This window comes from Streptomyces cyslabdanicus (assembly GCF_052663305.1).
Genome location: NZ_JBQRUW010000047.1, coordinates 40843 through 64608 on the forward strand (window position 1 = coordinate 40843; position 23766 = coordinate 64608).

Below are 23766 nucleotides of genomic sequence, written 5' to 3' on the forward strand. Positions count from 1 at the left end.
CGGAGGTGGTGCCGACATGAACGCACGAAGCGCGCTCGGCAGGTACGGAGAGGGCCTGGCGGCCCGGCGACTGACCAGGACCGGCATGACGGTCCTGGAGCGCAACTGGCGCTGCGGCAGGACCGGCGAGATCGACATCGTGGCCCGGGACGGCGACGTCCTGGTCGTCTGCGAGGTGAAGACCCGCCGGGAGGGGATCTTCGAGCATCCGATGGCCGCGGTCACACCGGCGAAGGCCGAGCGGCTGCGCGGCCTCGCGGAACGCTGGATCCAGTCCCATGGAGGGGCACCGCCCGGAGGCGTCCGTATCGACCTGGTCGGCGTCCTGCTGCCCCGGCGCGGCGCCCCCGTGGTCGAGCACGTGCGGGGGGCCGCCTGATGGGCTTCGCGCGGACGTGCTCCGTGACCCTCGTCGGCGTCGAGGGCGTGGTCGTCGAGGTCCAGGCCGACCTCGAACCAGGTGTCGCCGCCTTCACCCTGGTGGGTCTGCCGGACAAGAGCCTGACCGAAAGCCGGGACCGGGTGCGGGCGGCGGTGGTCAACTCCGGTGGCGAGTGGCCGCAGAAGAAGCTCACGGTCGGGCTCAGCCCGGCTTCGGTGCCCAAGGCCGGCAGCGGTTTCGACCTGGCCGTGGCCTGTGCCGTGCTCGGCGCCGCCGAGCGGATCGACCCCAAGGTGCTCGCCGACATCGTGATGATCGGGGAGCTCGGTCTGGACGGGCGGGTGCGTCCGGTCAGGGGCATCCTGCCGGCGGTGCTGGCCGCCGCCGACGCCGGGTACGAACAGGTGGTCGTGCCCGAGTGTGCCGCCGCCGAGGCCTCACTGGTGCCCGGGGTCTCCGTCCTCGGCGTGCGCAGCCTGCGGCAGCTGATCGCGGTGCTGACCGACGAGCCGGTGCCCGAGGAGGACCCGGACGAGCAGGGACGACCGGACCCGCTGCTGGCCGGCCTGCGCCTGCCCGGCACGGGCGCGGCCGCCGGAATGCACAGCGTGGGCGCCGCCCAGCAGGACCAGGGACACGACCTCGCCGACATCGTCGGCCAGCTCTCGGCCCGTACGGCGGTGGAGGTCGCCGCGGCCGGGGCGCACCACCTGTTCCTCGAGGGCCCGCCGGGCGCGGGCAAGACCATGCTGGCCGAGCGGCTGCCCCCGCTCCTGCCCCGCCTCGCCAGGGAGGAGTCCCTCGAGGTCACGGCGATCCACTCGGTGGCCGGACTCCTGCCGCCGGGCAGACCGCTGATCGACCTCGCCCCCTACTGCGCCCCGCACCACTCGGCCACCATGCAGGCCCTCGTCGGCGGCGGCCCGGGCGTCGCCAGGCCAGGAGCGGTGTCGCTCGCTCATCGGGGCGTGCTCTTTCTGGACGAGACCCCCGAGTTCAGCAGCCATGCGCTCGACGCCCTGCGCCAGCCGCTGGAGGCGGGCCATGTGGTGATCGCGCGCAGCGCCGGGGTGGTGCGGTTCCCGGCGAGGTTCCTGATGGTGCTCGCGGCCAACCCGTGCCCCTGCGGCCGGTTCTCGCTGCGGGAGACCCTGTGCGAGTGCCCGCCCTCGGTGGTCCGCCGCTACCAGGCCAGGCTGTCCGGGCCGCTCCTTGACCGGGTCGACCTGCGGGTCGAGGTCGACCCGGTCACCCGCGCCGAACTCACCCGGCGCGACGCCCGGGGCGAGGCCACGGCGCCGGTGGCCGACCGGGTGCGGGCCGCCAGGGAACGCGCGGCGGCCCGGCTCGCGGGCACCCCGTGGCGGACCAACAGCGAGGTGCCCGGCCGTGAGCTGCGCAACCGCTGGCACGCGGAGGCCGGCGCGATGGACGAGGCCGAGCGCGGCCTGGAGCGGGGCGTCCTCACCGCGCGCGGACTCGACCGTGTCCTGCGGGTCGCCTGGACGGTCGCGGACCTCGCCGGCCACGACCGGCCCGACGCGTCGGACGTCGCCCTGGCGCTGCAACTGCGCACCGGAGTGCCCAGGGGCGTGGCCACGGCCATCGGGGCGCCGGCGTGAACACCACCCGGGCTCCCGACCGCGAACTGCTCGCCCGGGTCTTCCTCAGCCGGGTCCTCGAGCCCGGGGACGAAGCGGGCGGGCGGTGGCTGCGGGAGTGCGGGGCGGTGGAGGTGGCCCGGCGGCTGCGCGACGGTGCCCCACGGCTCGCCGGGGTGTCGGACAAGCGGTGGGCGGGGCTGTGCGCCCGGGCGGCGCGGGCCGAGCCCGCACGGGACCTCGCCGCGGCGCGGGAGGCCGGTGTGCGGTTCGTACGTCCCGGGGACACCGAGTGGCCCACCCAGCTCGACGACCTCGGCGACACGCGGCCCACGGGACTGTGGGTGCGCGGCCGGCCCAGCCTGCGGATATGGGCGCTGCGGTCGTCGGGGCCCGCGCCTGCACCCAGTACGGGGCCCACATGGCCGCGGCCCTCGGCGCCGGCCTCGCCGAGCGCGGCTGGGTCGTGGTCTCCGGCGGCGCCTACGGAGTCGACGGCGCCGCGCACCGGGGCGCGCTCGCCGCGGGCGGGGCTACCGTCGCCGTTCTGGCCTGCGGCGTCGACCGGCCCTATCCGCGTGGGCACACCGAGCTGATCACCAGGATCGCGCAGCAGGGTCTGGTGGTCGGCGAGCTGCCGCCCGGTGATCATCCGACGCCGAGCCGGTTCGTCGTCCGCAACAGAGTGATCGCGGCGCTCACCCGGGGCACCGTGGTGGTCGAGGCCGCCCACCGCAGCGGATCGCTGGTCACCGCGCGGGCGGCGCAGCGCCTGGGACGGCACACCATGGGGGTGCCCGGCCCGGCCACCAGTGCGCTCTCCTCCGGTGTCCACGATCTCCTGCGCGGCGGGGCGGTGCTGGTCTCCGACCCCGCGGAAGTCGTCGAACTGGTCGGCGACATGGGTGAACTCGCCCCGGACCGGCGTGGTCCCGTACTCCCGCGCGACCTGCTGGAACCGGACGCCCGGCAGGTTCTGGCCGCGCTGCCGGCGCGCGGCGCGGCGACGCCGGACGAGATCGCCCGCGGCGCCCGGACGACCGCGGACGACGCGATCGCGAAACTGTACGAACTCCGATCGCTGGGTTACGTCGAACGACATGGCGAGGGATGGAAGTTGACACGCCAGGCGCTGATCTCGGCCCGGGAGGGCCGCGAGCGGTGCTGACCGAGCGTGTTCGGCCGTCCGGGGGAGGCCCTACGCCGGTGGGGATTCCCGCAGTTGGGCGCGGTGGCGGTCACCGAGGGTGACGCGTGTGACCCGGTGGGGCGCACCGCGGAACGAATCTGCGCACGCTTCGCGCCCCGCCGTTCGCGCACCGCGACACTTCAGTCACGCTACGCTCACGTGGTTCCAACCTCACAGAAGCGACCGAGAACGACAGCTCACCCAGAAGCCCGCATTCCGCGACAGAACGACACAAGGCGACGAATGTCCCAGCACACCTCCGAGCCCGACCGGGCGGCGCTCCCCCCAGCCGCCCGTGACGGTGGCAGCGTGCGGCCGTCCGCTCCCACGACGCTCGACGAGCTGTGGCGGTCGTACAAGGCGACGGGGGACGACCGGCTGCGGGAGCAGCTGATCCTGCACTACTCGCCGCTGGTGAAGTACGTGGCGGGACGGGTGAGCGTCGGCCTGCCGCCCAACGTGGAGCAGGCGGACTTCGTCTCCTCCGGGGTCTTCGGGCTCATCGACGCGATCGAGAAGTTCGACATCGAACGGGAGATCAAGTTCGAGACCTACGCGATCACGCGGATCAGGGGCGCGATGATCGACGAGCTGCGGGCACTGGACTGGATCCCCCGCTCCGTGCGGCAGAAGGCGCGGAACGTGGAGCGGGCGTACGCGACCCTGGAGGCCCGGCTGCGGCGCACGCCGACGGAGGTCGAGGTGGCCACCGAGATGGGCATCGCGGTCGACGAACTGCATGCCGTCTTCAGCCAGTTGTCGCTGGCCAACGTGGTGGCGCTGGAGGAGCTGCTGCATGTCGGCGGTGAGGGCGGGGACCGGCTGAGCCTCATGGACACGCTGGAGGACACCGCCGCCGACAACCCGGTGGAGGTCGCCGAGGACCGGGAGCTGCGCACGTTCCTGGCCCGGGCGATCAACACGCTGCCCGAGCGGGAGAAGACCGTCGTGATGCTCTACTACTACGAGGGCCTCACGCTCGCCGAGATCGGCAATGTGCTCGGTGTGACCGAGAGCCGGGTCAGCCAGATCCACACCAAATCGGTGCTCCAGCTGCGGGCGAAACTGGCGAGCTTCGGGCGCTGACCGAGGCGGACTCCCTCCCGGTGCAGGTGGCACATCCGTAAAGTGGTTGACGTGCCAAGGATTCGAGCGGCCTCCGTGGCCGAGCACCGGTCGATGCAGCGCGCCGCCCTGTTGGACGCGGCGCGGACCCTGCTGTCCGAGGGGGGAACGGAGGCGCTGACCTTCCCGGCCCTGGCCGAGCGGACGGGGCTCGCGCGGTCGTCGGTGTACGAGTACTTCCGGTCACGGGCTGCCGTGGTCGAGGAGCTGTGCGAGGTCGACTTCCCGGTGTGGACCGCGGAGGTCGCGGCCGCGATGGCCTGCGCCGACGGGCCCGCCGCCAAGGTCGAGGCGTATGTGCGCAAGCAGCTGGAGCTGGTCGGGGACCGGCGCCACCGGGCTGTCGTGGCGATCTCGGCGAGTGAGCTGGACGCGGTTGCCCGGGAGAAGATCCGGGCCGCCCACGGCGGACTCGTCGCCATGATCGTGGAGGCGCTGGGGGAGCTGGGGCACGAGCAGCCGCGGCTGGCGGCGATGCTGCTCCAGGGCGTCGTGGACGCGGCGGTGCGGAGGATCGAGCTGGGGGCCGCGGAGGATCCGGCGGTCATCGCCGAGGCCGCGGTGGGAATGGCGCTGCGCGGCGTGTGCGGCTGACGCCGGCTGCGGGCCCCTGAGCACCCGGTCTCCCCGGCCGCGCACAGTGGCGGGCCCGGGACGCGACGGGGGTCAGGAGGCACGCCGGTCGGAGTGCCGGGGCTGCGGCACCCCCAGCACCGGCAGCAGTCTCGTAGGGCCGTTCAGGAGCCACGGCGGGAGCAGGAGAAGCGGGTTCAGGTAGGTTCTGCCGCGCAGCAGGCCCCAGTGGACACACGGGCCTTCGCAGTGCCGGCCCGTCGCCTCCACGGTGCCGACGACCGCGCCGGCGGCCACCTCGTCGCCCTGCTTCACCGACGCCCTCACCGGCTCGTACGTCGTCCGCAGCGGTGGCTCGCCCGTGCCCGCCAGCTCGACCGACACCACGCCTCGGTCGGCCACCGGGCCCGCGAAGAACACCCGCCCCGCCGCCACCGCCCGGACCGGAGCGCCCGGCGACGCGCCCAGGTCCACGCCGCGGTGTCCGGGCCCGTAGACCGTCGCCGGAGGATTCCAGCCGCGCAGCACCTCGGGACGTACCCCCACCGGCCACACCCGGCCCACGGCCGGGACCGGCGGATCCCCTTCCCCCGAACCAGGTCCTGGACCTGGACCGGGATCCGGGCCGGAATCGACCGGCACGGCGCGGTCGCCGTCGGCCCGGGCCGACGACGCCGTCCATGCCGTCCACGCCGTCCGTCCCCCCGAGCCCACCGGCGCCGCCGAGGGCACGAGTGCTACCAGCGCCACCAGCACCGTCGAAGCCACCCGTGCCGCCGCCCGTCCGGGCAGCGGTTCCCGCCGGAAGCCGGCGGCCGTCCATCGCATCGCACGCGTCCGAACCATGCGCCCACCGTCCCGCAACCCCGCCGACGACGGCCGGAACCTGTGGACAACCCACCGATTGCGGACAGCGGCGTCACCCGGCGCCCCGCGGGTCCCGTACACTTCTGATGGCGACCCGGGTCACCGGGTCGACTTCGCACGCCCCGACACCAGGACCGGCGACGGTCGGTGTCAGCGCCCCTCGGTCCCTCGTGGCACGGCGCGCAGCGGGCGTCAGGCGCGGAAGCCGTCCGGCAGCCGCGGCACAACCGAGAAACTCAAGGAGATACGGCCATGGCCGTCGTCACGATGCGGGAGCTGCTGGAGAGCGGCGTCCACTTCGGTCACCAGACCCGCCGTTGGAACCCGAAGATGAAGCGCTTCATCTTCACCGAGCGCAACGGCATCTACATCATCGACCTGCTCCAGTCGCTGTCGTACATCGACCGCGCCTACGAGTTCGTCAAGGAGACCGTCGCCCACGGCGGCACGGTCATGTTCGTCGGTACGAAGAAGCAGGCGCAGGAGGCCATCGCCGAGCAGGCGACCCGCGTCGGCATGCCCTACGTCAACCAGCGCTGGCTGGGCGGCATGCTCACCAACTTCTCGACCGTCTACAAGCGCCTGCAGCGCCTGAAGGAGCTCGAGCAGATCGACTTCGAGGACGTCGCGTCCTCCGGTCTGACCAAGAAGGAGCTCCTGGTCCTCTCCCGCGAGAAGGCCAAGCTGGAGAAGACCCTCGGTGGTATCCGCGAGATGCAGAAGGTGCCCAGCGCCGTCTGGATCGTGGACACCAAGAAGGAGCACATCGCGGTCGGCGAGGCCCGCAAGCTCAACATCCCGGTCGTCGCCATCCTCGACACCAACTGCGACCCCGACGAGGTCGACTACAAGATCCCGGGCAACGACGACGCGATCCGCTCCGTCACCCTGCTCACCCGCGTGATCGCCGACGCCGTCGCCGAGGGTCTCATCGCCCGCTCCGGCGCTGCCGAGGGCAAGGGCGAGAAGGCCGCGGGCGAGCCGCTCGCCGAGTGGGAGCGCGACCTGCTCGAGGGCGAGAAGAAGGCTGAGGAGGCTCCCGCCGCGGAGGCTGCCGCCGCCGAGGCTCCGGCCGCGGAGGCTCCTGCCACCGAGGCTCCGGCCGCGGAGGCTCCTGCCACCGAGGCTCCGGCCGCCGAGGCTCCGGCCGCCGAGGCTCCGGCCGCCGAGGGCGAGCAGGCCTGACCCGTCAGCGCCAGCGTTGACGGCGGGAGCGGCGACATGAAGTCCGCTCCCGCCGTTCACCCGTAGGTCAGCACCGAGTCGGGAATCTGCATCTACATGTAGACCGCAGACCGTGCAGATCTTCGATCCTCCAGACTTCGAGAAAGATTCACAGACTCATGGCGAACTACACCGCCGCCGACGTCAAGAAGCTCCGCGAACTCACGGGCGCCGGCATGATGGACTGCAAGAAGGCGCTGGACGAAGCCGAGGGCAACGTCGACAAGGCCGTCGAGGCGCTCCGTATCAAGGGCCAGAAGGGCGTCGCCAAGCGCGAGGGCCGCTCCGCCGAGAACGGCGCCGTGGTCTCGATCATCGCCGACGACAACTCCTCCGGTGTCCTCGTCGAGCTGAAGTGCGAGACGGACTTCGTCGCCAAGGGCGAGAAGTTCCAGGCCGTCGCCCGCGCGATCGCCGAGCACGTCGCCAAGACCTCCCCGGCCGACCTCGAGGCCCTGCTCGCCTCCGAGATCGAGGCCGGCAAGACGGTCCAGGCGTTCGTGGACGAGGCCAACGCCAACCTCGGCGAGAAGATCGTCCTGGACCGCTTCGCGCAGTTCTCCGACGGCTTCGTGGTCGCGTACATGCACCGCACGATGCCCGACCTGCCCCCGCAGATCGGTGTCCTCGTCGAACTCGACAAGCCGAACGCCGAGGTCGCCAAGGGCATCGCCCAGCACATCGCCGCCTTCGCGCCGAAGTACCTCGCCAAGGAGGACGTGCCGGCCGACATCGTCGAGTCCGAGCGTCGTGTCGCCGAGGAGACCACCCGCGCCGAGGGCAAGCCCGAGGCCGCGATCGCCAAGATCGTCGAGGGTCGTGTCAACGGCTTCTTCAAGGACGCGACGCTGCTCGGCCAGCCCTACGCCCTGGACAACAAGAAGTCGGTCCAGAAGGTCCTGGACGAGGCCGGTGTCACCCTGAAGCGCTTCACGCGCATCAAGGTCGGCATCTGAGTCCACGGTCCGTACCGCGACGGACCCCCGACCCCGATAGGGTCGACAGCAGTCGTCCACGTCGCTCGCGTGTGCGCCCACGCTCACGCGCGTGACGGACGGCAGCAGATCTGACGAGGAGGCCATTGCCGCTGCATGGGATGCGAAACACGCCCCACCGGCAATGGCCTTCTTCGCATGTGCACCACGTAACAGAGGCGGGATCTCATGACCACCAAGGCCCAGAAGAGCGACGACGGCAAAGTACCCGGACGGTTTCTGCTGAAGCTGTCGGGAGAGGCCTTCTCCGGTGGCGGGGGCCTGGGGGTCGACCCGGACGTGGTGCACGCCATCGCCCGTGAGATCGCGGCCGTCGTGCGCGACGGCGCGCAGATCGCGGTCGTGATCGGCGGCGGCAACTTCTTCCGCGGTGCCGAACTCCAGCAGCGCGGCATGGACCGCGCCCGCTCGGACTACATGGGCATGCTCGGCACCGTGATGAACTGCCTCGCCCTGCAGGACTTCCTGGAGAAGGAAGGCATCGACAGCCGGGTCCAGACCGCCATCACCATGGGCCAGGTCGCCGAGCCGTACATCCCGCTGCGCGCCGTGCGCCACATGGAGAAGGGCCGCGTGGTCATCTTCGGCGCCGGTATGGGCATGCCGTACTTCTCCACCGACACCACCGCCGCCCAGCGCGCCCTGGAGATCGACGCCGAGGCGCTGCTCATGGGCAAGAACGGCGTGGACGGGGTGTACGACTCCGACCCGAAGGCCAACCCGGACGCCGTGAAGTTCGACTCCCTGGGCTACGGGGAGGTCATCACGCGGGACCTGAAGGTCGCCGACGCCACGGCGATCACGCTGTGCCGGGACAACAAGCTCCCGATCGTCGTCTTCGAACTCCTGAAGGAGGGCAATATCGCCCGCGCCGTCAAGGGTGAGAAGATCGGCACGCTTGTGGGTGACCAAGGCAGCCGGGACTGACCGGCGGACCCCGCACAGGGGTAGCCGGAAAGAGGCCTGTCCGGGCGACGGACGGGACGGACCCTGGCCGGGGGATGGACAATGTCCTGCCGGTCGGGAACCGTGCAGGAAGAAGACGCGACGAAGCCGGCCACCGGTCCCGACTGGGAACCGGAGCCGGGCCTACTCAAGACACGCAGGAGCAAGTGGTGATCGAAGAGACCCTCCTCGAGGCCGAGGAGAAGATGGAGAAGGCCGTCGTGGTCGCCAAGGAGGACTTCGCCGCGATCCGCACCGGCCGTGCGCACCCGGCGATGTTCAACAAGATCGTGGCCGATTACTACGGCGCGCCGACGCCGATCAACCAGCTGGCCTCGTTCGCCGTACCGGAGCCGCGCATGGCCGTCGTGACCCCGTTCGACAAGACCGCGCTGCGCAACATCGAGCAGGCGATCCGCGACTCCGACCTGGGCGTCAACCCGAGCAACGACGGCAACATCATCCGCGTGGTGTTCCCCGAGCTCACCGAGGAGCGCCGTCGCGACTACATCAAGGTCGCCAGGGGCAAGGGCGAGGACGCCAAGGTGTCCATCCGCTCCGTGCGCCGCAAGGCCAAGGACGCCATCGACAAGATGATCAAGGACGGCGAGGTCGGTGAGGACGAGGGCCGCCGTGCGGAGAAGGAGCTCGACGACACCACCGCGAAGTACGTGGCGCAGGTGGACGAGCTGCTGAAGCACAAGGAAGCGGAGCTGCTCGAAGTCTGATGAACGACACTTCCTGGGGAGCGCCGCGGCAAGCCGGGTACTGGGAGCCCGCGGACGGGTCACCCGCCCATCAGGGACCCGTCCCGGGGGCCGCTCCGGCGGGTCCCGCGTACGATGCGCATGACGCCCAGCGGACCCGCCCCATGCCCGTCGTGCCCGACGCGCCCGCTCACGGCGGAAACCAGGATGACGACCGGGGGGCCGCCCAGTGGGACGGCGCCCCGGTCCGCGACGACACGCCGCGGCCGCCGCACCACGCGCCGCGGCCCCACGACACGCCGCAGACGCCGTCCCCGCACGGGACGGCGTCGCAGAATCCGGAGCCCATGCCCGACGCCCCGCAGCCGGCGCCCGCGCCGCAGAAGAAGAGCGCGGGTCGCGACCTGGGCGCCGCCATAGGCGTCGGCCTCGGGCTCGGCGCGGTGATCGTCGTGTCGCTGTTCGTCGTCAAGGCCGTGTTCGTCGGTGTCATCGCGGTCGCGGTCGTGGTCGGCCTGTGGGAACTCACCAGTCGGCTCGACGAGCGCAAGGGCATCAAGGCGCCGCTCGTACCGCTGGCGGTCGGCGGAGCGGCCATGGTGGTCGCCGGGTACGTCCGGGGCGCCGAGGGCGCCTGGGTGGCGATGGCGCTGACCACGCTCGCGGTCCTGGTCTGGCGCATGGCGAAGCCACCGGAGGGCTACCTCAAGGACGTCACGGCCGGCGTCTTCGCGGCGTTCTACGTGCCGTTCCTGGCCACGTTCGTCGCGATGATGCTGACCGCGGACGACGGTCCCCGCCGTGTGCTGACCTTCCTCCTGCTCACGGTGGTCAGCGACACGGGCGCGTACGCCGTCGGGTGGCGCTTCGGCCGGCACAAGCTCGCTCCGCGCATCAGTCCGGGCAAGACCCGCGAGGGCCTGTTCGGCGCGGTGGCCTTCGCGATGGTGGTCGGCGCGCTGTGCATGCAGTTCCTGATCGACGACGGCGCCTGGTGGCAGGGCCTGCTGCTCGGCCTCGCGGTCGCCGCCACCGCCACCCTCGGCGATCTCGGCGAGTCCATGATCAAGCGGGACCTGGGCATCAAGGACATGGGCACCCTGCTCCCCGGCCACGGGGGCATCATGGACCGCCTCGACTCCCTGCTGCCCACCGCGCCGGTGGTCTGGCTCCTGCTGGTCCTCTTCGTCGGCTCCGCCTGAGCCCACGGTCGTGCCCCGCCCAAGCCGGCGGCCATCGAGCCCCCAGCCCGCACGGGTTGGGGGCTCGATGCCGTCGGCCCACCCGGAGCCCGACCATGGGGCTGTCCACAGCCGACCGGGTCACCCGAGTGGATACCACCATGCCCAAGCCCGGAGAACTGGCAGTGACCGGGCAGCAACAAGCCCCCCCACCAGCGCGTTCGGCGCGGATAGGGGGCCTGGTGTGGGTCACTGGGCCGTCTCTGGGCCGTCAGGCCCGCGCGGGGCCGGCAGAAGCCCCCGATCCACGGCCTTCCTCGTACGCTCCTGACTCGACGGCATCAGGTGCGCGTACACCCGCAGCGTCAACCCCGGGTCCGAGTGCCCCAGGTACTCACTCACAGCCTTGATGCTCTCCCCGGCGTCCAGCAGCACCGAGGGGTAGAAGTGCCTCAGCGCGTGCATGCCGTGCTCGCGAGCGGACTCGTACTTGCCGTTCTCCCGGGCTTCCGCGATTAGGCCAGCCGCCGCAAGAGCGGGCTTCCACTCCTGAATGTTGAAGTTGCTGCGCCAGACAAGGCCGCTCGCGGTGTTCGTGAACAGGGTCCCGCTCCTTGCTGCACTTCGGAGGAGCGAACACGGCCTTACCCCGGATCAGCTTCACCTGCCGGACCACCCGAATGATGCCGCCGTCAAAGTCGAGCGCATCCTCAGCCCATGCTCAGCCCTGGCGCCCTACTCCGAGACATCACCGTCCTGACCGAGCAGAGCGAGGTCGCGTGGACGACATCACGCGTTCTCGACCTCCTGCCGGACGGCTCAACCGTCGGCTTCGAGGGCGACCCCCCAGCCGGACCGATCACCCAAGGTGCAGTCCTGGAACGGTGGCGAACGCACGACTACAGGGCGCAGGTGCATCCGGCGACGCTGTGCGCACGGCGCGACCTTGTGACCGCGTTGGGCGGATGGATGGCCCTCCCAGCCTCCGAGAACACCGGCCTCCTGATGGCCCTGAACGCCGTGAGCACCGCCCGGTGGTTCATCGAGGAATGCGGATTGCCCTACCGCAAGTGGCCCGGACAGAGTACTGCTCAGGACGCCCACCACCATGAAGCCGAGCGACGCACCCGGATGAAGATCATTGAGGAACGCGCCGAAGCGTTGAGCAAGCTCAGCACATGGCACCTGCGAGCCCGACCTACACGTAACGTGCGGTCAAGAGAGTCTCAAGGTCTACCGTCACACACGGATCGTTGAGGCCCTCGCCACTTTGCGGGGCCGAATCAAAGGGGCCGTGATCCTGACCGTCTCTGCTCTCGCTGCCGGAGCTGTCCGACGGGACAACAAGGCGTATACATGAGCGACTGCAGGAGACGGAGACCGTGGGAAGGACCCGGACGTGTATGGCATGAGCGCACGGGAGTTCAGGCGCTTTTGGTGGCGGTACATTGCCGGAGCCGGCATGTGGGCCGTGCTGACGTTCTGCGTCACGCAGCTCGGCCCCGCGTGGTCGGCGCATCTAGGCCACGGGCAGATGGGGACGTGGACCGTCACCAGACTCGCCTGTTCTCGGGGGAGCTGCAACGACGTGGGGCGCTTCGTCTCTATCGATGGAGGCGTCCGTAGCGAGGTCGGGATCAGCGGTGGCGCATCACTAGGAGTGGGCGAAAGCCTCGCAGCGGTCGATACAGGGGGCGACACCGTCTACCCCCCCGGCGGAGGCAGCGCCTGGTTGAAGATCACTATCGCGACCTCGCTGCTTGTCGTGGTCTGCGCGGTCTGGACCTGGACTTTCCCTGTTGCAGTGTTCCGACGGCGTCTCGCAGCGCGCCAGTCACCGATGTTCGGCACGACCACTTTCAAACGACGCCCAACCGCTCACTGACTGCTGATCACATGGGCCTCCCTCGTCTAGAACTGGCCCCAAGCGGCACGCGGTAAGACTTTCTCTACTTCATCAAGCACCCGTCGTCGCTTCGCTCCTCCGGGCAGGCACACAGTGCATGAGGTCAGAACACGTCGTGGCTGGGGCGGTCGGCTCCGCGACTTTAGCCAGCCACTTTGGCACGAGCCTCGAAGATCATGGCCCCACATCGGGCACTAACGGGCAGGTCCACAAGCCTGCCCGATTCGCGGGCCAGCGTAAGGGGCCGTGATCACTCGCGCCAAAGCAGCTCCCGGCCAAAGTCGCTGCACCGACCTCGGCTGTACGGTTCCCGTAGACGATCACGGGAGGGGAACAGATGCCGAGTGATCTCCAGTTCGGTTGGGAACTGAGCGGAGCCGGTTGGGCAACGTGCCGCATCGCGGACGGAGCTTCGGAATGCATAGATCATGTCAGCTACTGCACGGACGCTCTCGCTGACCTACTGCATGGCGTAGCAGGCCTGTATGGACCCAGCTCGGTCCAACGGTTCTCCTTCGACCTGGAACCGGCCGAGGCGCGATGGGTCCTCCGCAGCCATGGCCAGGACGTCGAGATCCTGATCCATCTCTTCGCTGACATGTCCACGAGCCTCGATCTGCCCGACGACGAAGGCGAGCTCTCTTGGAGCTCCACCCAGCCTCGCAGCGCGGTTGGGCATGCAGTGCTGGAGGCAGCACAGTCCGTCTTGCGGCAGCACGGGGAGGAGGGGTATCGGAAGAAGTGGATGCAGCACCCATTTCCCGCCGCCGCCTTGCAAGATCTCAGACGCCTGCATCTACGAGATGACGAGTGCCAGATGGAACATGACCTGCTGTCATAGCCCGCCCAACAGGCCGCCAGTCTTAGCCCTTGATAGGCAGCAGATCTGTCAAGAGTGAGTCGGTCGGCTGACATCAACAGCTGACACCAACAGGTGCGGACAGCGCCGACCAACGCCGAATGGCAACGGACGATCAGCCCAGGAGACCGGCCGGTTGGCCGACGTTGCCGCCTCCCCGTGATCGACCTGACAAGGATGAGGCCACAGGTTCAAATCCCTTTAACGCCACACGACACGAAGACCTCCGGTCCGCTTGGGCCGGAGGTCTTCGGTGTTCACGGCTGCGGGTATGTACTGACGTGCGGGATGGGAGTTAACGGGAATTCGAGTTGTTGTAGTTGGTTGACCGTCAGGCAGGAGTGACACGATCAGGTCTCGTCCGCGCGGCTGGGCTGGTGCCGGCTGTGACGGCGCGCGCCTGTTTTCCGTCCGACGCGACTGAGCAGCGCCTGGATCAGGACGACGAGCGTGGGCAGCGCGCGGTACATGCAGGCAGCCGTTTCCCCGATCAAGACGACGCTTGATCGTGTGGATGCGCGTGGCGCAGGCCCAGTCCTGCCCCTCACGGGTGCAGTGGAGGCAGCTTTCGGCGCTTCCGGCCGCCGCGGCCGTTTCGGAAGATGTCGCGGTCGCGTGCCACCAGAATGAAGCCAGCAATGCTGAATGCCAGACAGCAGGCAGCCAGGATGAAGCCGAGTGGCTGGCGTCCGGCCCAGGAGCCGACTGCGCGAAACAACTGCCCCAGTCCGATCGCTATGGCACCCCAGCCCGCACGGGTGTCCGCGCGCCGGCGGTGTTGCCGCCCGATGAGCAACAAGCCAGACGCCATGCAGATGACGCCCCCGACGCCGATGATCACCGCAACGAACATCCCCACCTCCGCGGGAAGCGTACCGATCGCGGGGCGACGAGGGCCCGATGAGATGACGGCAACGACGGCACCCTCGCACGGACAGGCCGATGCGCTCCGAGCCTGTGCCGTCTTGAAGTGTCAGGCCCTGGCACCAGCCGCTTCAAGAGCGGGCCTCACTGAGAAGGCGCCGTCGCGGGGTTCGCGTCCGCGATGCGGGCCAGTCGCATCAGTCCCAGGACACCGAGAGCCACGCCGAGCAGGGCCTCGAGCAGATACGGGACTACGGGCTGGACTCCCCAGTTCAACACCGCATGGTTGACGGCGGGAAGGTGGGTGACGGGGAGTACGACAGCAGGTTCCAGCGCCAGGAACAGCCCTGCGACCGCCAGCGGAGCCGCGTACCGCAAGCGCACGGACCACCCGCCCAGAGCTCCCAGGACGGGTCCGCTGATCAGGCCGGACTCGAACCAGTGCAGGTTGCCGGTGAACTCCAGGCGCAGGTCGCCGAGCAAGCCGTGGTCTCCGAGGCCGGAGATCAATCCGGTGGCCAGGTAGAAGCCGGCCAGGCCGAGCATGGTCGCTATCGTGCCGACCGCCATGCCCCGCAGGACGCCGCGGGCCTGCCGTGCCGGCAGGAACGCGAGCATCAGCCAGGGCGCTGACATGTTGCCGTACACCTGCCGGACGCTGTCGTCGGTGCCCTTTAGCAGAGCGGCAGTGACGCCGAAGACGAAGGCGGCGACCAGGATCAATGCGAGTGAGCGGAGACGTGGCACAGTCCGGGATCGTAGACCGCGCCGATCTTGACGGGAAGCCTCTCGGGGCAGCGTGACCGATTCGTCCCCAGCCGGCGTGACACGGTCGGCCGCGGCGACTCCATCATGAGCTTGCCGTTCGTTCCGCACCCTGACAGGGATCGGCGTACAGCACTGAAGTACAGCAACCACAGCAACCAATTCCGTCCGTTAGCGTCCTCCTAGGGCTGTAGCACGGCCGGAATGGCCGTCCGCGACCGATCCACATAGAGCTACGGATCAGAAGGTGCCCGTGCCTCGTCCGTGCCCGATCGCACGGGGAACCGCGGGGAACCGCGGTGTCCAGCGGGCACGGCACAACGCAACGGCCCCTGACCGATTCGCCTGGTCAGGGGCCGTTCACCTGCGCGGTGGGTGTGGGATTTGAACCCACGGTGACTCGCGCCACGACGGATTTCAAGATCGCGTCCATTGGGTCATGAGTAGAAGTTCGCCCAGTACTCCTCGTGACTCTTGGTGAAGTCGGCCGTACGTTCCCGTCGCAGCACCTCGTAGCGTGCGACGTAGACGTCGAGGGCTTCATGCAACGAGCAGCCGAGGTGATCACGTAGCGTCCTCAGCCCGAGGATGATCTGCCCAGCGACGATCGCGTCGTCGGCCACCTTCGCATCCGTCTCGCCATTGCCAGGACACATAGGGTGATCACATCCCACCTCCACAGCCAGGTCAACGCGTTGTCCCGCACTGTCTCTGGGCCGTCTCTGGGCCGTCCGAGGGGGATCAGCGGCGACAGACGACGACCGCCAGCGACAGGCGTCCGGACCGGCAGTCGCAGGTCACCCAATTGGATCTGCGACACTGGTACAGCCATGCCTAAGCCCGGAGAACTCACTTTCGTCGCCCCGCGCGGTGCCAAGAAGCCGCCGCGGCACCTTGCCGACCTGTCGCCCGCCGAGCGCAAGGAGGCCGTCGCCGCGATCGGCGAGAAGCCGTTCCGTGCCAAGCAGCTCTCGCAGCACTACTTCGCACGGTACGCGCACGATCCGCAGCAGTGGACCGACATCCCCGCCGGATCCCGCGCCAAGCTCCAGGAAGCGCTGCTTCCCGAGCTGATGACGGTCGTGCGGCATCTGTCGACGGATCAGGGGACCACCCGCAAGACGCTGTGGCGGCTGTTCGACGGCACGCTCGTGGAGTCGGTGCTCATGCGCTACCCGGACCGGGTGACCATGTGCATCAGCTCGCAGGCGGGCTGCGGCATGAACTGCCCGTTCTGCGCCACCGGACAGGCCGGGCTCGACCGGAACCTGTCCACCGCCGAGATCGTGCACCAGATCGTGGACGGGATGCGCGCCCTGCGGGACGGAGAGGTCCCCGGAGGCCCCGCCCGCCTGTCGAACATCGTCTTCATGGGCATGGGCGAGCCGCTCGCCAACTACAACCGCGTCGTCGGCGCCATCCGCGCCCTGACCGACCCCGAGCCGGACGGGCTCGGCCTGTCCCAGCGCGGGATCACCGTCTCGACGGTGGGCCTGGTTCCGGCGATCCACCGGTTCTCCGACGAGGGCTTCAAGTGCCGGCTCGCCATCTCCTTGCACGCGCCGGACGACGAACTGCGCGACACCCTCGTCCCGGTCAACACGCGGTGGAAGGTGCGGGAGGTGCTCGACGCGGGATTCGAGTACACCGCCAGGTCCGGGCGCCGGCTGTCCATCGAGTACGCGCTGATCCGGGACATCAACGACCAGGCGTGGCGCGGTGACCGGCTCGGCCGGCTGCTCAAGGGCAAGCCGGTGCACGTCAACCTCATCCCGCTGAACCCGACGCCCGGCTCGAAGTGGACCGCGTCCCGGCCCGAGGACGAGAAGGCGTTCGTCGAGGCGATCGCCGCCCACGGTGTGCCGGTGACCATCCGGGACACCCGGGGTCAGGAGATCGACGGCGCCTGCGGTCAGCTGGCCGCCACCGAGAGGTAGCTGAAAGGTAGCCGGACGGTAGGCTGAGACCGTACACATCTTCATATTCCGACAGGGGAGCGCCACAGCGCTGAGAGTGCGGCACCGGCCGCAGACCCTCTGAACCTCGCCCAGGTCATTCTGGGTAGGAAGTTCGGTCATCACTCAAGCTGTTGTGCCCTGCCCGGGTCTGCCTCGCGGAACCCGGGCGGGGCCGCGTCTCTTCCTGGCCAACCCCCAGGAGGACATCCAGTGCACACCAAGACGTTCGCCGCCGTGGCGGTCGGGCTCGGCCTGGTCACGCTGTCGGCGTGCGGCTCGTCACCGAACGACAAGGACTCCGCGGGCTCCAGAACGGTGACGCTGGTCAGCCACGACTCGTGGGCCGCGTCCAAGGGCGTCATCGCGGACTTCGAGAAGAGCTCCGGCTACAAGGTCAAGGTCCTCGAGGACGGCGACGCCGGCCAGGCCGTCAACAAGGCCATCCTCACCAAGGACAACCCGCAGGGCGACGTCTTCTTCGGCGTCGACAACACGCTGCTGTCCCGCGCTCTGGACAACGGGCTGTTCCAGCCGTACGAGCCGAAGGGCGCCGACCTGGTCCTGCCGCAGTACCGGGTCGACGAGGCGAAGCACCGGGTCACGCCCATCGACACCGGCGACATCTGCGTCAACTACGACAAGAAGTACTTCGCCGACCACAAGCTGACCCCGCCCGCCTCGTTCGACGACCTGGTCAAGCCGGAGTACAGGAACCTCCTCGTCACCGAGAACGCCGCCACCTCCTCGCCCGGCCTCGGCTTCCTGCTCGGCACCGTCGCGCAGTACGGGGACAAGGGCTGGCAGGACTACTGGAAGAAGCTCAAGGCCAACGGCGTCAAGGTCGTCGACGGCTGGGAGCAGGCCTACAACCAGGAGTTCTCCGGTTCCGCCGGCGGCAGGAAGGCCAAGGGCGACCGTCCCCTCGTCGTCTCCTACGCCTCCTCGCCGCCCGCGGAGGTCATCTACGCCGACCCGCGGCCGAAGACCGCGCCGACCGGCGTCGCGCAGGGCACCTGCTTCCGCCAGGTCGAGTACGCGGGTCTGCTCTCCAACGCCCGGAACGCCGAAGGGGGCAAGGCCTTCCTGGACTTCCTGACCTCCAAGAAGTTCCAGGACGACATGCCGCTGAACATGTTCGTCTACCCGGTGCGTGAAGGCGCCCAGGTGCCCAAGGAGTTCTCCGAGTACGGGCCCCAGGCCAAGAACCCCGAGACCATGGCCCCCGACAGGATCTCCGCCAACCGTGACCAGTGGGTCAAGTCGTGGACCTCGCTCGTCCTCAGGTAGGCCGCGGACGCGGCCGCCGCACGGGGAACGCGGCGCGGCTCGGCCTCATGGCCGTGCCCGTCGCGTTCTTCGCGGTGTTCTTCGCCTACCCCGTGGCCGCGATCGTCCGGCGCGGCCTGGAGGCGGACGGGTCCTGGCAGTTGGGGCGGATCACCGAGGTGCTCGGACAGTCCGACATCCGGCACGTGCTGTGGTTCACCACCTGGCAGGCGCTCGCCTCCACCGTGCTCACCCTGCTCGTCGCCCTGCCCGGCGCCTATGTCTTCGCGCGGCTCGACTTCCCCGGCCGGCAGGTCCTGCGGGCCGTCGTCACCGTGCCGTTCGTGCTGCCCACGGTCGTGGTCGGCACCGCGTTCCTCGCGCTGGTCGGGCGCGGCGGCCTGCTCGACGAGCTGTGGGGCGTCCGCCTGGACACCACCGTGTGGGCGATCCTGCTCGCCCACGTCTTCTTCAACTACGCCGTCGTCGTACGGACCGTGGGCGGCCTGTGGGCGGGACTCGACCCGCGCCAGGAGGAGGCCGCCCGGATGCTCGGCGCCTCGCCGCTCGCCGCCTGGCGCAAGGTCACCCTGCCCGCGCTGGCCCCCGCGGTCGCCGCCGCCGCGCTCATGGTCTTCCTGTTCACGTTCACCTCCTTCGGCGTGGTGCAGATCCTCGGCGGCCCCACCTTCTCCACCCTCGAGGTGGAGATCTACCGGCAGACGTCCGAGATCTTCGACCTGTCGACCGCCGCCGTCCTGACGATCCTCCAGTTCGCGGCGGTGGGTGCGATCCTCGCCCTGCACGCCTGGACCGTGAAGCGCCGGGAGACCGCGCTGAAGCTGGTGGACGCCTCACTGACCGCCCGCAGGCCGCGCGGCGCCGGACAGTGGACGCTGCTGGCCGCGGTCCTCGCCACCGTCGCCGTCCTCCTCGTACTGCCGCTCGCCGTGCTGGTGCAGCGCTCGCTCGCCGCGCCCGGCCTTCGCTACTACCGGGCGCTGACGAACGCGGACGGCGGCACCTTCCTGGTCGCGCCCATCAACGCCGTCGGCACCTCACTGAACTATGCCGCCGCCGCGACCGCCATCGCCGTGGTGATCGGCGCACTCGCCGCGGCCGCGCTCACCCGGCGGGAGGCGGGCCGGCTCGTACGCGGCTTCGACGCGCTGCTGATGCTGCCCCTCGGGGTCTCCGCCGTGACCGTCGGCTTCGGCTTCCTGATCGCCCTGGACCAGCCGCCGCTGGACCTGAGGCAGTCCTGGATCCTGGTCCCGCTCGCGCAGGCCCTGGTCGGCGTGCCCTTCGTGGTGCGGACCATGCTGCCCGTGCTGCGCGCGGTGGACGTACGGCTGCGGGAGGCGGCGGCCGTGCTCGGGGCCTCGCCGTGGCGGGTGTGGCGGGAGGTCGACCTGCCCCTGGTCCGGCGGGCGCTGCTGATCGCCGCCGGCTTCGCCTTCGCGGTGTCGCTGGGGGAGTTCGGGGCGACCGTGTTCATCGCGCGGCCCGACAACCCGACGCTGCCGGTCGCCGTGGCCCGTCTGATCGGGCGGCCCGGCGACCTCAACTACGGCCAGGCGATGGCCCTGTCCACGATTCTGATGGTGGTGTGCGCGGTGGCGCTGCTCGTGCTCGAGCGGCTGCGCACCGACCGGACCGGGGAGTTCTAGATGCTGCTGAGCCTCGATGCCGCGACCGTGCGCTTCGGCGGGCGGCCCGTACTGGACGCCGTCGACCTGGCGGTCGCCGAGCACGAGATCGTGTGCGTGCTCGGACCCAGCGGCAGCGGCAAGTCGACGCTGCTGCGCGCGGTGGCCGGGCTTCAGCCGCTGGACTCCGGGCGGGTGCTGCTGGACGGCCGTGACCAGGCGGGGGTGCCGGTGCACCGCCGCGAGGTGGGGCTGATGTTCCAGGACCACCAGCTGTTCCCGCAGCGGGACGTGGCCGGCAACGTCGGCTTCGGCCTGCGCATGCACGGCGCGGCGAAGGGCGAACGGGACGTTCGCGTGGGGGAGCTGCTGGAGCTGGTCGGGCTGCCCGGTGCCGGGCGGCGGGCGGTGGCCGCGCTCTCCGGCGGCGAGCAGCAGCGGGTGGCCCTCGCCCGGGCGCTCGCCCCCCGGCCGCGGCTGCTGATGCTGGACGAGCCGCTCGGCCAGCTCGACCGCTCGCTGCGGGAGCGTCTCGTCGTCGAACTGCGGGAGCTGTTCGGGCGGTTGGGCACCACCGTGCTCGCCGTCACGCACGACCAGGGCGAGGCCTTCGCCCTCGCCGACCGGGTCGTGGTGATGCGGGACGGCCGGATCGCCCAGTCGGGCACGCCGCTTGAGGTGTGGCAGCGGCCGGCCGACGCGTTCGTGGCCCGTTTCCTCGGCTTCGAGAACGTGGTGGAGGCGAGCGTGGACGGCGCGGTCGCGGTCACCCCGTGGGGCAAGGTGCCGGTCTCCGACGGCTCGGTGCAGGGCACCCACACCCTGCTCGTCCGGCCCGCCGGCGTCCGCCTGGTCCCCGCCGGCGAGGGCCTGCCCTGCACGGTGACCGCCCGCACCTTCAAGGGCACCCACGTCACCGTCCGCCTCCAGCCCGTCAACGCCCCCCGCCTGGAGGCAGCCTGCGCCCTGCGCGCGGCACCGGAGGTCGGGGACGAGGTGGCGGTGGAGTTCGACACGGCGGAAATCGTGGTGCTCGACTGACCACGCGCCACCCAGGGCCTTTGGTTTGGATCATGCCGGGCCGATCCGAACGAAAGGCCCTAGGCCCTGTCGTCAGACTCCCGTCTGCCTCGCGACGCCATGCACGCTCCCCCAAGCTCTTCGAGCAGGGGGGACCCCCACTCGCCGCACCGGGCCCTGACCCAAGTACATCCAGTACGAGGGCCAGGGCCCGGCACTCCCCCAAGCTCTTCGAGCAGGGGGGACCCCCAGAGCACGCACCTGACGCCGCGAGGCCCGCCCTCCGGGCGGACGACGGGAGTTTGACGAAAGGCCCTAGTGTGCGGGCATGACGCTGCTTTCCCATGACCGTTACTGCGACGAGATCACCCTTCAAGTAGACGAGTTGAGATCCCTGCTCACCTCCGGCGCGGACCTGTCCCGCACCGTGCCGACCTGCCCGGACTGGACACTGGAGAAGCTGGTACGGCATGTGGGCGGCGCCCTGCGTTGGGCCGAGGCGCTGGTCAGGACCCGTGCGCAGGAGAACATCCCGCGCAAGGGGATCCCGCTCGCCGGGGGCCCCGAGGAGCAGGGTGATGCGGCCGCGCTGGACGCCTGGCTGGCGGAGACCGGCCGGATGCTCGTCGACACCCTCCGCGAGGCCGGACCGGACACGAAGGTGTGGACCTGGGCCGGGCTCCTCGACAGCGGCTTCTGGGCCCGCCGCATGACCCACGAGATCACGATCCACCGTGCCGACGCGGCACTGACCGTGGGCCGGCCCTACGAGGTCGCCGCGGACGTGGCCGCCGACGCCGTCGACGAGTGGCTTCAGATCGTGGAGTTCATCCAGCGGGCCAGGGTGAAGCAGGACGTCCGGGAGCTGAGTGGTCCGGGCCGCAGCATCCATCTGCATGCCACCGACGGCGACCCCGAGCTGCACGCCGAGTGGGTCATCGAGTTCACCGAGGACGGCGTCGTCTGGCGCCGCGGTCACGAGAAGGCGACCGTCGCCCTGCGCGGGCCGCTCACCTCCGTGCTGCTCGCCTTCTACAACCGGCTGCCCCTGGACAGCCCCGGGTTGGAGGTGCTCGGCGAGCGGGAGCTGTTGGAGTTCTGGCTGGAGTGGGCGACGTTCTAGTGAACGACGGTGGCCCGCCCCCGAGTTCGGGGACGGGCCACCGTCGGTGTGCCGGGGGCGTCAGCTGTTGCTGTTCGCTCCGCGGCGGCGCAGGCCGAAGAAGACCGCGCCACCGCCGACGACGACCAGGGCGGCCGCGATGCCGGCGATCATGCCGGTGTTGGAGTCGGCACCGGTCTCGGCGAGGTTGGAGTCACCGACGGCGGGCGACGGAGCGTTGTTCTCGGCGCCCGCGGGAGCGGTGGTGCTCTCCGAGGCGGACGGCGTCGAGGACGCGTCCTGCGACGGGGCCTCCGACTCCGGAGCGGACTCCGAAGGCGCCGGGGCCGACGACTCCGGCTGAGACGGCGTGGTGGAGTCGGTCGGCTCCTCGGTCGGCGTCTCGGTCTTGCACGCGGTCGCCGGAGCCACCAGGTTCGGCTTGATGTCCGCGTTGACCTTGAACCGGCTGTTCTTCGCGGTCTCGACGTGGATCCGGTAGACCGCGTTCGGCTGCCAGTCCTCGGCGAAGGTGATCGCGGTCGCACCCTTGATCGGCTGCTCACCGATCTTCTTGGCGTCGGCACCCTTGTCCTCGAGGAACACGGTGACCGTGACCGGGGTGTTGGAGGAGTCGGTGCTCTTGACGACGATGACACCGTTGTCGCCGTCACACTTGGCTTCGGCGGAGAAGTCCTTGATGTCACAGGCGAGCGCGTTGCCCGCGGCGCCGAGAGCGAGCGCGGCGGACGCGGAGGCGACACCGAGGATGCGCACAGTGCGTGCGGTACGACGGGATATGGACAAGATAGCCACTTTGCCCTTCACGGGATGCCCAATTGCGGGGGGTTTGCGGGGCGTTGGGGTGACAGCGAGGTCGAACCCCCAGCAACCCCAGGAGGCTCAGGTTTATAAGCGCTCCGGCGGGAGTGTCAATCTGAAAGCCTCCCACCGGCGTTGACTTTACCTCATTATTAACTAGGTAAATGTTTCAACGGTGTTGGCATGAGTCCGGGCGGGTGCCGACGCACCCGCCCGGACCGCTGTGAGCCTCACCCCCGTGGGCTCAGCTCTGCACCGCCGCCGGGTCCATCCACATGACCTCCCAGGTGTGGCCGTCGAGGTCGTCGAAGGAGCGGCCGTACATGAAGCCCTGGTCCTGGGTCTCGCCGCTCGCGGTGCCGCCGGCCGCGACCGCCTTCTGCACCAGCTCGTCGACCTTCTCGCGGCTCTCCGCGCTCAGGCAGATCAGCACCTCGCTGGACTTCGTCGAGTCCGCGATCTCCTTCTTGGTGAAGGTGGCGTAGTGCTGCCTGCTGAGCAGCATCGCGATGATCGTGTCACTGATGACGACGCAGACGCAGTCGTCGCTGGAGAACTGAGGGTTGATGGTGTAGCCGAGCTCGGTGAAGAACTTCCTGGACGCGGCCACGTCGTTCGTCGCCAGGTTCACGAAGACCATCTGCTGGTACATGGCGGGGTCTCTCCCATCGGGGTTCGTTGCCTTTCACAGGGGTGGACCCGGGGCCCGCGCGGAACTCATCGCCGGCCACGGGATTTTCTCGTACGTCTTGTCCGGCGCCGGACC

The 23766-nt window shown here is 69.9% G+C and carries 21 protein-coding genes and 2 pseudogenes; 16 read left to right on the top strand and 7 right to left on the bottom strand.

Annotation, left to right across the window (positions count from 1 at the left end):
- Positions 1–16 precede the first annotated feature (16 nt).
- The 5 genes and pseudogenes from ACTYVM_RS27285 (at position 17) to ACTYVM_RS27305 (ending at position 4891) form a co-directional block, all read left to right on the top strand.
- A complete protein-coding gene (locus ACTYVM_RS27285; protein WP_445528491.1) occupies positions 17–379 on the top strand; it encodes a YraN family protein in 363 nt (120 codons plus the stop codon).
- Positions 379–2004 (top strand): YifB family Mg chelatase-like AAA ATPase, encoded by a 1626-nt coding sequence (locus tag ACTYVM_RS27290; protein WP_445528492.1) that lies wholly within the window; start codon positions 379–381, stop codon positions 2002–2004. Before ACTYVM_RS27285 ends, ACTYVM_RS27290 begins: the two co-directional genes overlap by 1 nt.
- Positions 2001–3151: pseudogene (dprA, locus tag ACTYVM_RS27295) on the top strand (DNA-processing protein DprA). The gene ACTYVM_RS27290 and the pseudogene dprA overlap by 4 nt, the downstream one beginning before the upstream one ends.
- A 264-nt stretch (positions 3152–3415) precedes the next feature.
- The gene (whiG, locus tag ACTYVM_RS27300) at positions 3416–4258 is read left to right on the top strand and encodes an RNA polymerase sigma factor WhiG (protein WP_445528493.1); all 843 of its coding nucleotides are present in this window, start codon (positions 3416–3418) and stop codon (positions 4256–4258) included.
- Between the two features lie 75 nt (positions 4259–4333).
- A complete protein-coding gene (locus tag ACTYVM_RS27305) occupies positions 4334–4891 on the top strand; it encodes a TetR/AcrR family transcriptional regulator (protein WP_445528548.1) in 558 nt (185 codons plus the stop codon).
- Positions 4892–4963: 72 nt separating this feature from the next.
- On the opposite strand, the gene ACTYVM_RS27310 is transcribed toward ACTYVM_RS27305, so the two are convergent.
- Positions 4964–5698 carry a murein hydrolase activator EnvC family protein gene (locus ACTYVM_RS27310; protein WP_445528549.1) on the bottom strand — a complete coding sequence of 245 codons (735 nt, stop codon included), beginning with the start codon at positions 5696–5698 and terminating at the stop codon, positions 4964–4966.
- Between the two features lie 291 nt (positions 5699–5989).
- On the opposite strand from ACTYVM_RS27310, the gene rpsB reads away from it, so the two are divergent.
- The 5 genes from rpsB to ACTYVM_RS27335 all read left to right on the top strand — a co-directional run bounded on the left by rpsB (position 5990) and on the right by ACTYVM_RS27335 (position 10810).
- Positions 5990–6922 (top strand): 30S ribosomal protein S2, encoded by a 933-nt coding sequence (gene rpsB / locus ACTYVM_RS27315; protein ID WP_445528494.1) that lies wholly within the window; start codon positions 5990–5992, stop codon positions 6920–6922.
- Between the two features lie 158 nt (positions 6923–7080).
- On the top strand, positions 7081–7917 hold the full coding sequence (gene tsf, locus ACTYVM_RS27320) for a translation elongation factor Ts (RefSeq protein WP_400034664.1): 837 nt from the start codon (positions 7081–7083) through the stop codon (positions 7915–7917).
- A 207-nt stretch (positions 7918–8124) separates the two neighbouring features.
- Entirely contained in the window at positions 8125–8883 is a 759-nt protein-coding gene (gene pyrH / locus ACTYVM_RS27325) for a UMP kinase (protein WP_445528495.1), read from the top strand.
- A gap of 188 nt (positions 8884–9071) precedes the next feature.
- Positions 9072–9629, top strand: coding sequence for a ribosome recycling factor (frr, locus tag ACTYVM_RS27330; protein ID WP_445528496.1), 558 nt, complete (start codon positions 9072–9074; stop codon positions 9627–9629).
- Entirely contained in the window at positions 9629–10810 is a 1182-nt protein-coding gene (locus ACTYVM_RS27335; RefSeq protein ID WP_445528497.1) for a phosphatidate cytidylyltransferase, read from the top strand. The genes frr and ACTYVM_RS27335 overlap by 1 nt, the downstream gene beginning before the upstream one ends.
- Before the next feature lie 228 nt (positions 10811–11038).
- Here the strand turns inward: ACTYVM_RS27335 and ACTYVM_RS27340 are convergent.
- Positions 11039–11504 (bottom strand): annotated as a pseudogene (locus ACTYVM_RS27340) (site-specific integrase); the annotation flags it as partial.
- A 2-nt stretch (positions 11505–11506) separates the two neighbouring features.
- Between ACTYVM_RS27340 and ACTYVM_RS27345 the strand changes: the two are divergent.
- Positions 11507–12046 carry a hypothetical protein gene (locus ACTYVM_RS27345; protein WP_445528498.1) on the top strand — a complete coding sequence of 180 codons (540 nt, stop codon included), beginning with the start codon at positions 11507–11509 and terminating at the stop codon, positions 12044–12046.
- Positions 12047–14098: 2052 nt separating this feature from the next.
- On the opposite strand, the gene ACTYVM_RS27350 is transcribed toward ACTYVM_RS27345, so the two are convergent.
- The 3 genes from ACTYVM_RS27350 to ACTYVM_RS27360 form a co-directional block, all read right to left on the bottom strand.
- Positions 14099–14407: a hypothetical protein gene (locus ACTYVM_RS27350; protein WP_445528499.1), complete on the bottom strand. Its 309-nt coding sequence runs from the start codon at positions 14405–14407 to the stop codon at positions 14099–14101.
- 155 nt (positions 14408–14562) lie between these two features.
- Positions 14563–15165, bottom strand: a complete 603-nt coding sequence (locus tag ACTYVM_RS27355; RefSeq protein WP_445528500.1) for a hypothetical protein — start codon at positions 15163–15165, stop codon at positions 14563–14565.
- Between the two features lie 455 nt (positions 15166–15620).
- Positions 15621–15839, bottom strand: a complete 219-nt coding sequence (locus ACTYVM_RS27360; protein WP_445528501.1) for a hypothetical protein — start codon at positions 15837–15839, stop codon at positions 15621–15623.
- 174 nt (positions 15840–16013) lie between these two features.
- Between ACTYVM_RS27360 and rlmN the strand changes: the two genes are divergently transcribed.
- The 5 genes from rlmN (at position 16014) to ACTYVM_RS27385 (ending at position 22199) form a co-directional block, all read left to right on the top strand.
- Positions 16014–17120, top strand: a complete 1107-nt coding sequence (gene rlmN / locus ACTYVM_RS27365; RefSeq protein ID WP_445528502.1) for a dual-specificity RNA methyltransferase RlmN — start codon at positions 16014–16016, stop codon at positions 17118–17120.
- Between the two features lie 231 nt (positions 17121–17351).
- The gene (locus tag ACTYVM_RS27370; RefSeq protein WP_445528503.1) at positions 17352–18428 is read left to right on the top strand and encodes a thiamine ABC transporter substrate-binding protein; all 1077 of its coding nucleotides are present in this window, start codon (positions 17352–17354) and stop codon (positions 18426–18428) included.
- Complete coding sequence (locus ACTYVM_RS27375) at positions 18404–20077, top strand: ABC transporter permease (protein WP_445528504.1); 1674 nt, start codon at positions 18404–18406, stop codon at positions 20075–20077. Before ACTYVM_RS27370 ends, ACTYVM_RS27375 begins: the two co-directional genes overlap by 25 nt.
- Positions 20078–21097, top strand: coding sequence for an ABC transporter ATP-binding protein (locus tag ACTYVM_RS27380; protein WP_445528505.1), 1020 nt, complete (start codon positions 20078–20080; stop codon positions 21095–21097).
- A gap of 307 nt (positions 21098–21404) precedes the next feature.
- Positions 21405–22199 (top strand): maleylpyruvate isomerase N-terminal domain-containing protein, encoded by a 795-nt coding sequence (locus tag ACTYVM_RS27385; protein WP_445528506.1) that lies wholly within the window; start codon positions 21405–21407, stop codon positions 22197–22199.
- Positions 22200–22259: 60 nt separating this feature from the next.
- Here the strand turns inward: ACTYVM_RS27385 and ACTYVM_RS27390 are convergent, their stop codons facing one another.
- The gene (locus tag ACTYVM_RS27390) at positions 22260–22994 is read right to left on the bottom strand and encodes an LAETG motif-containing sortase-dependent surface protein (protein WP_445528507.1); all 735 of its coding nucleotides are present in this window, start codon (positions 22992–22994) and stop codon (positions 22260–22262) included.
- Between the two features lie 250 nt (positions 22995–23244).
- Positions 23245–23652, bottom strand: coding sequence for a VOC family protein (locus ACTYVM_RS27395; protein ID WP_445528508.1), 408 nt, complete (start codon positions 23650–23652; stop codon positions 23245–23247).
- Between the last annotated feature and the right edge of the window lie 114 nt (positions 23653–23766).

Bases quoted from the DNA above. Each gene is read 5' to 3' on its own strand.
- ACTYVM_RS27335 (WP_445528497.1), top strand. From the start codon at position 9,629: ATGAACGACACTTCCTGGGGAGCGCCGCGGCAAGCCGGGTACTGGGAG.
- pyrH (WP_445528495.1), top strand. From the start codon at position 8,125: ATGACCACCAAGGCCCAGAAGAGCGACGACGGCAAAGTACCCGGACGG.
- ACTYVM_RS27395 (WP_445528508.1), bottom strand. From the start codon at position 23,652: ATGTACCAGCAGATGGTCTTCGTGAACCTGGCGACGAACGACGTGGCC.
- tsf (WP_400034664.1), top strand. From the start codon at position 7,081: ATGGCGAACTACACCGCCGCCGACGTCAAGAAGCTCCGCGAACTCACG.
- ACTYVM_RS27350 (WP_445528499.1), bottom strand. From the start codon at position 14,407: ATGTTCGTTGCGGTGATCATCGGCGTCGGGGGCGTCATCTGCATGGCG.
- ACTYVM_RS27310 (WP_445528549.1), bottom strand. From the start codon at position 5,698: ATGCGATGGACGGCCGCCGGCTTCCGGCGGGAACCGCTGCCCGGACGG.
- ACTYVM_RS27385 (WP_445528506.1), top strand. From the start codon at position 21,405: ATGACGCTGCTTTCCCATGACCGTTACTGCGACGAGATCACCCTTCAA.
- ACTYVM_RS27285 (WP_445528491.1), top strand. From the start codon at position 17: ATGAACGCACGAAGCGCGCTCGGCAGGTACGGAGAGGGCCTGGCGGCC.
- whiG (WP_445528493.1), top strand. From the start codon at position 3,416: ATGTCCCAGCACACCTCCGAGCCCGACCGGGCGGCGCTCCCCCCAGCC.
- ACTYVM_RS27360 (WP_445528501.1), bottom strand. From the start codon at position 15,839: ATGTGTCCTGGCAATGGCGAGACGGATGCGAAGGTGGCCGACGACGCG.
- ACTYVM_RS27345 (WP_445528498.1), top strand. From the start codon at position 11,507: ATGCTCAGCCCTGGCGCCCTACTCCGAGACATCACCGTCCTGACCGAG.
- ACTYVM_RS27380 (WP_445528505.1), top strand. From the start codon at position 20,078: ATGCTGCTGAGCCTCGATGCCGCGACCGTGCGCTTCGGCGGGCGGCCC.
- rlmN (WP_445528502.1), top strand. From the start codon at position 16,014: ATGCCTAAGCCCGGAGAACTCACTTTCGTCGCCCCGCGCGGTGCCAAG.
- rpsB (WP_445528494.1), top strand. From the start codon at position 5,990: ATGGCCGTCGTCACGATGCGGGAGCTGCTGGAGAGCGGCGTCCACTTC.
- ACTYVM_RS27290 (WP_445528492.1), top strand. From the start codon at position 379: ATGGGCTTCGCGCGGACGTGCTCCGTGACCCTCGTCGGCGTCGAGGGC.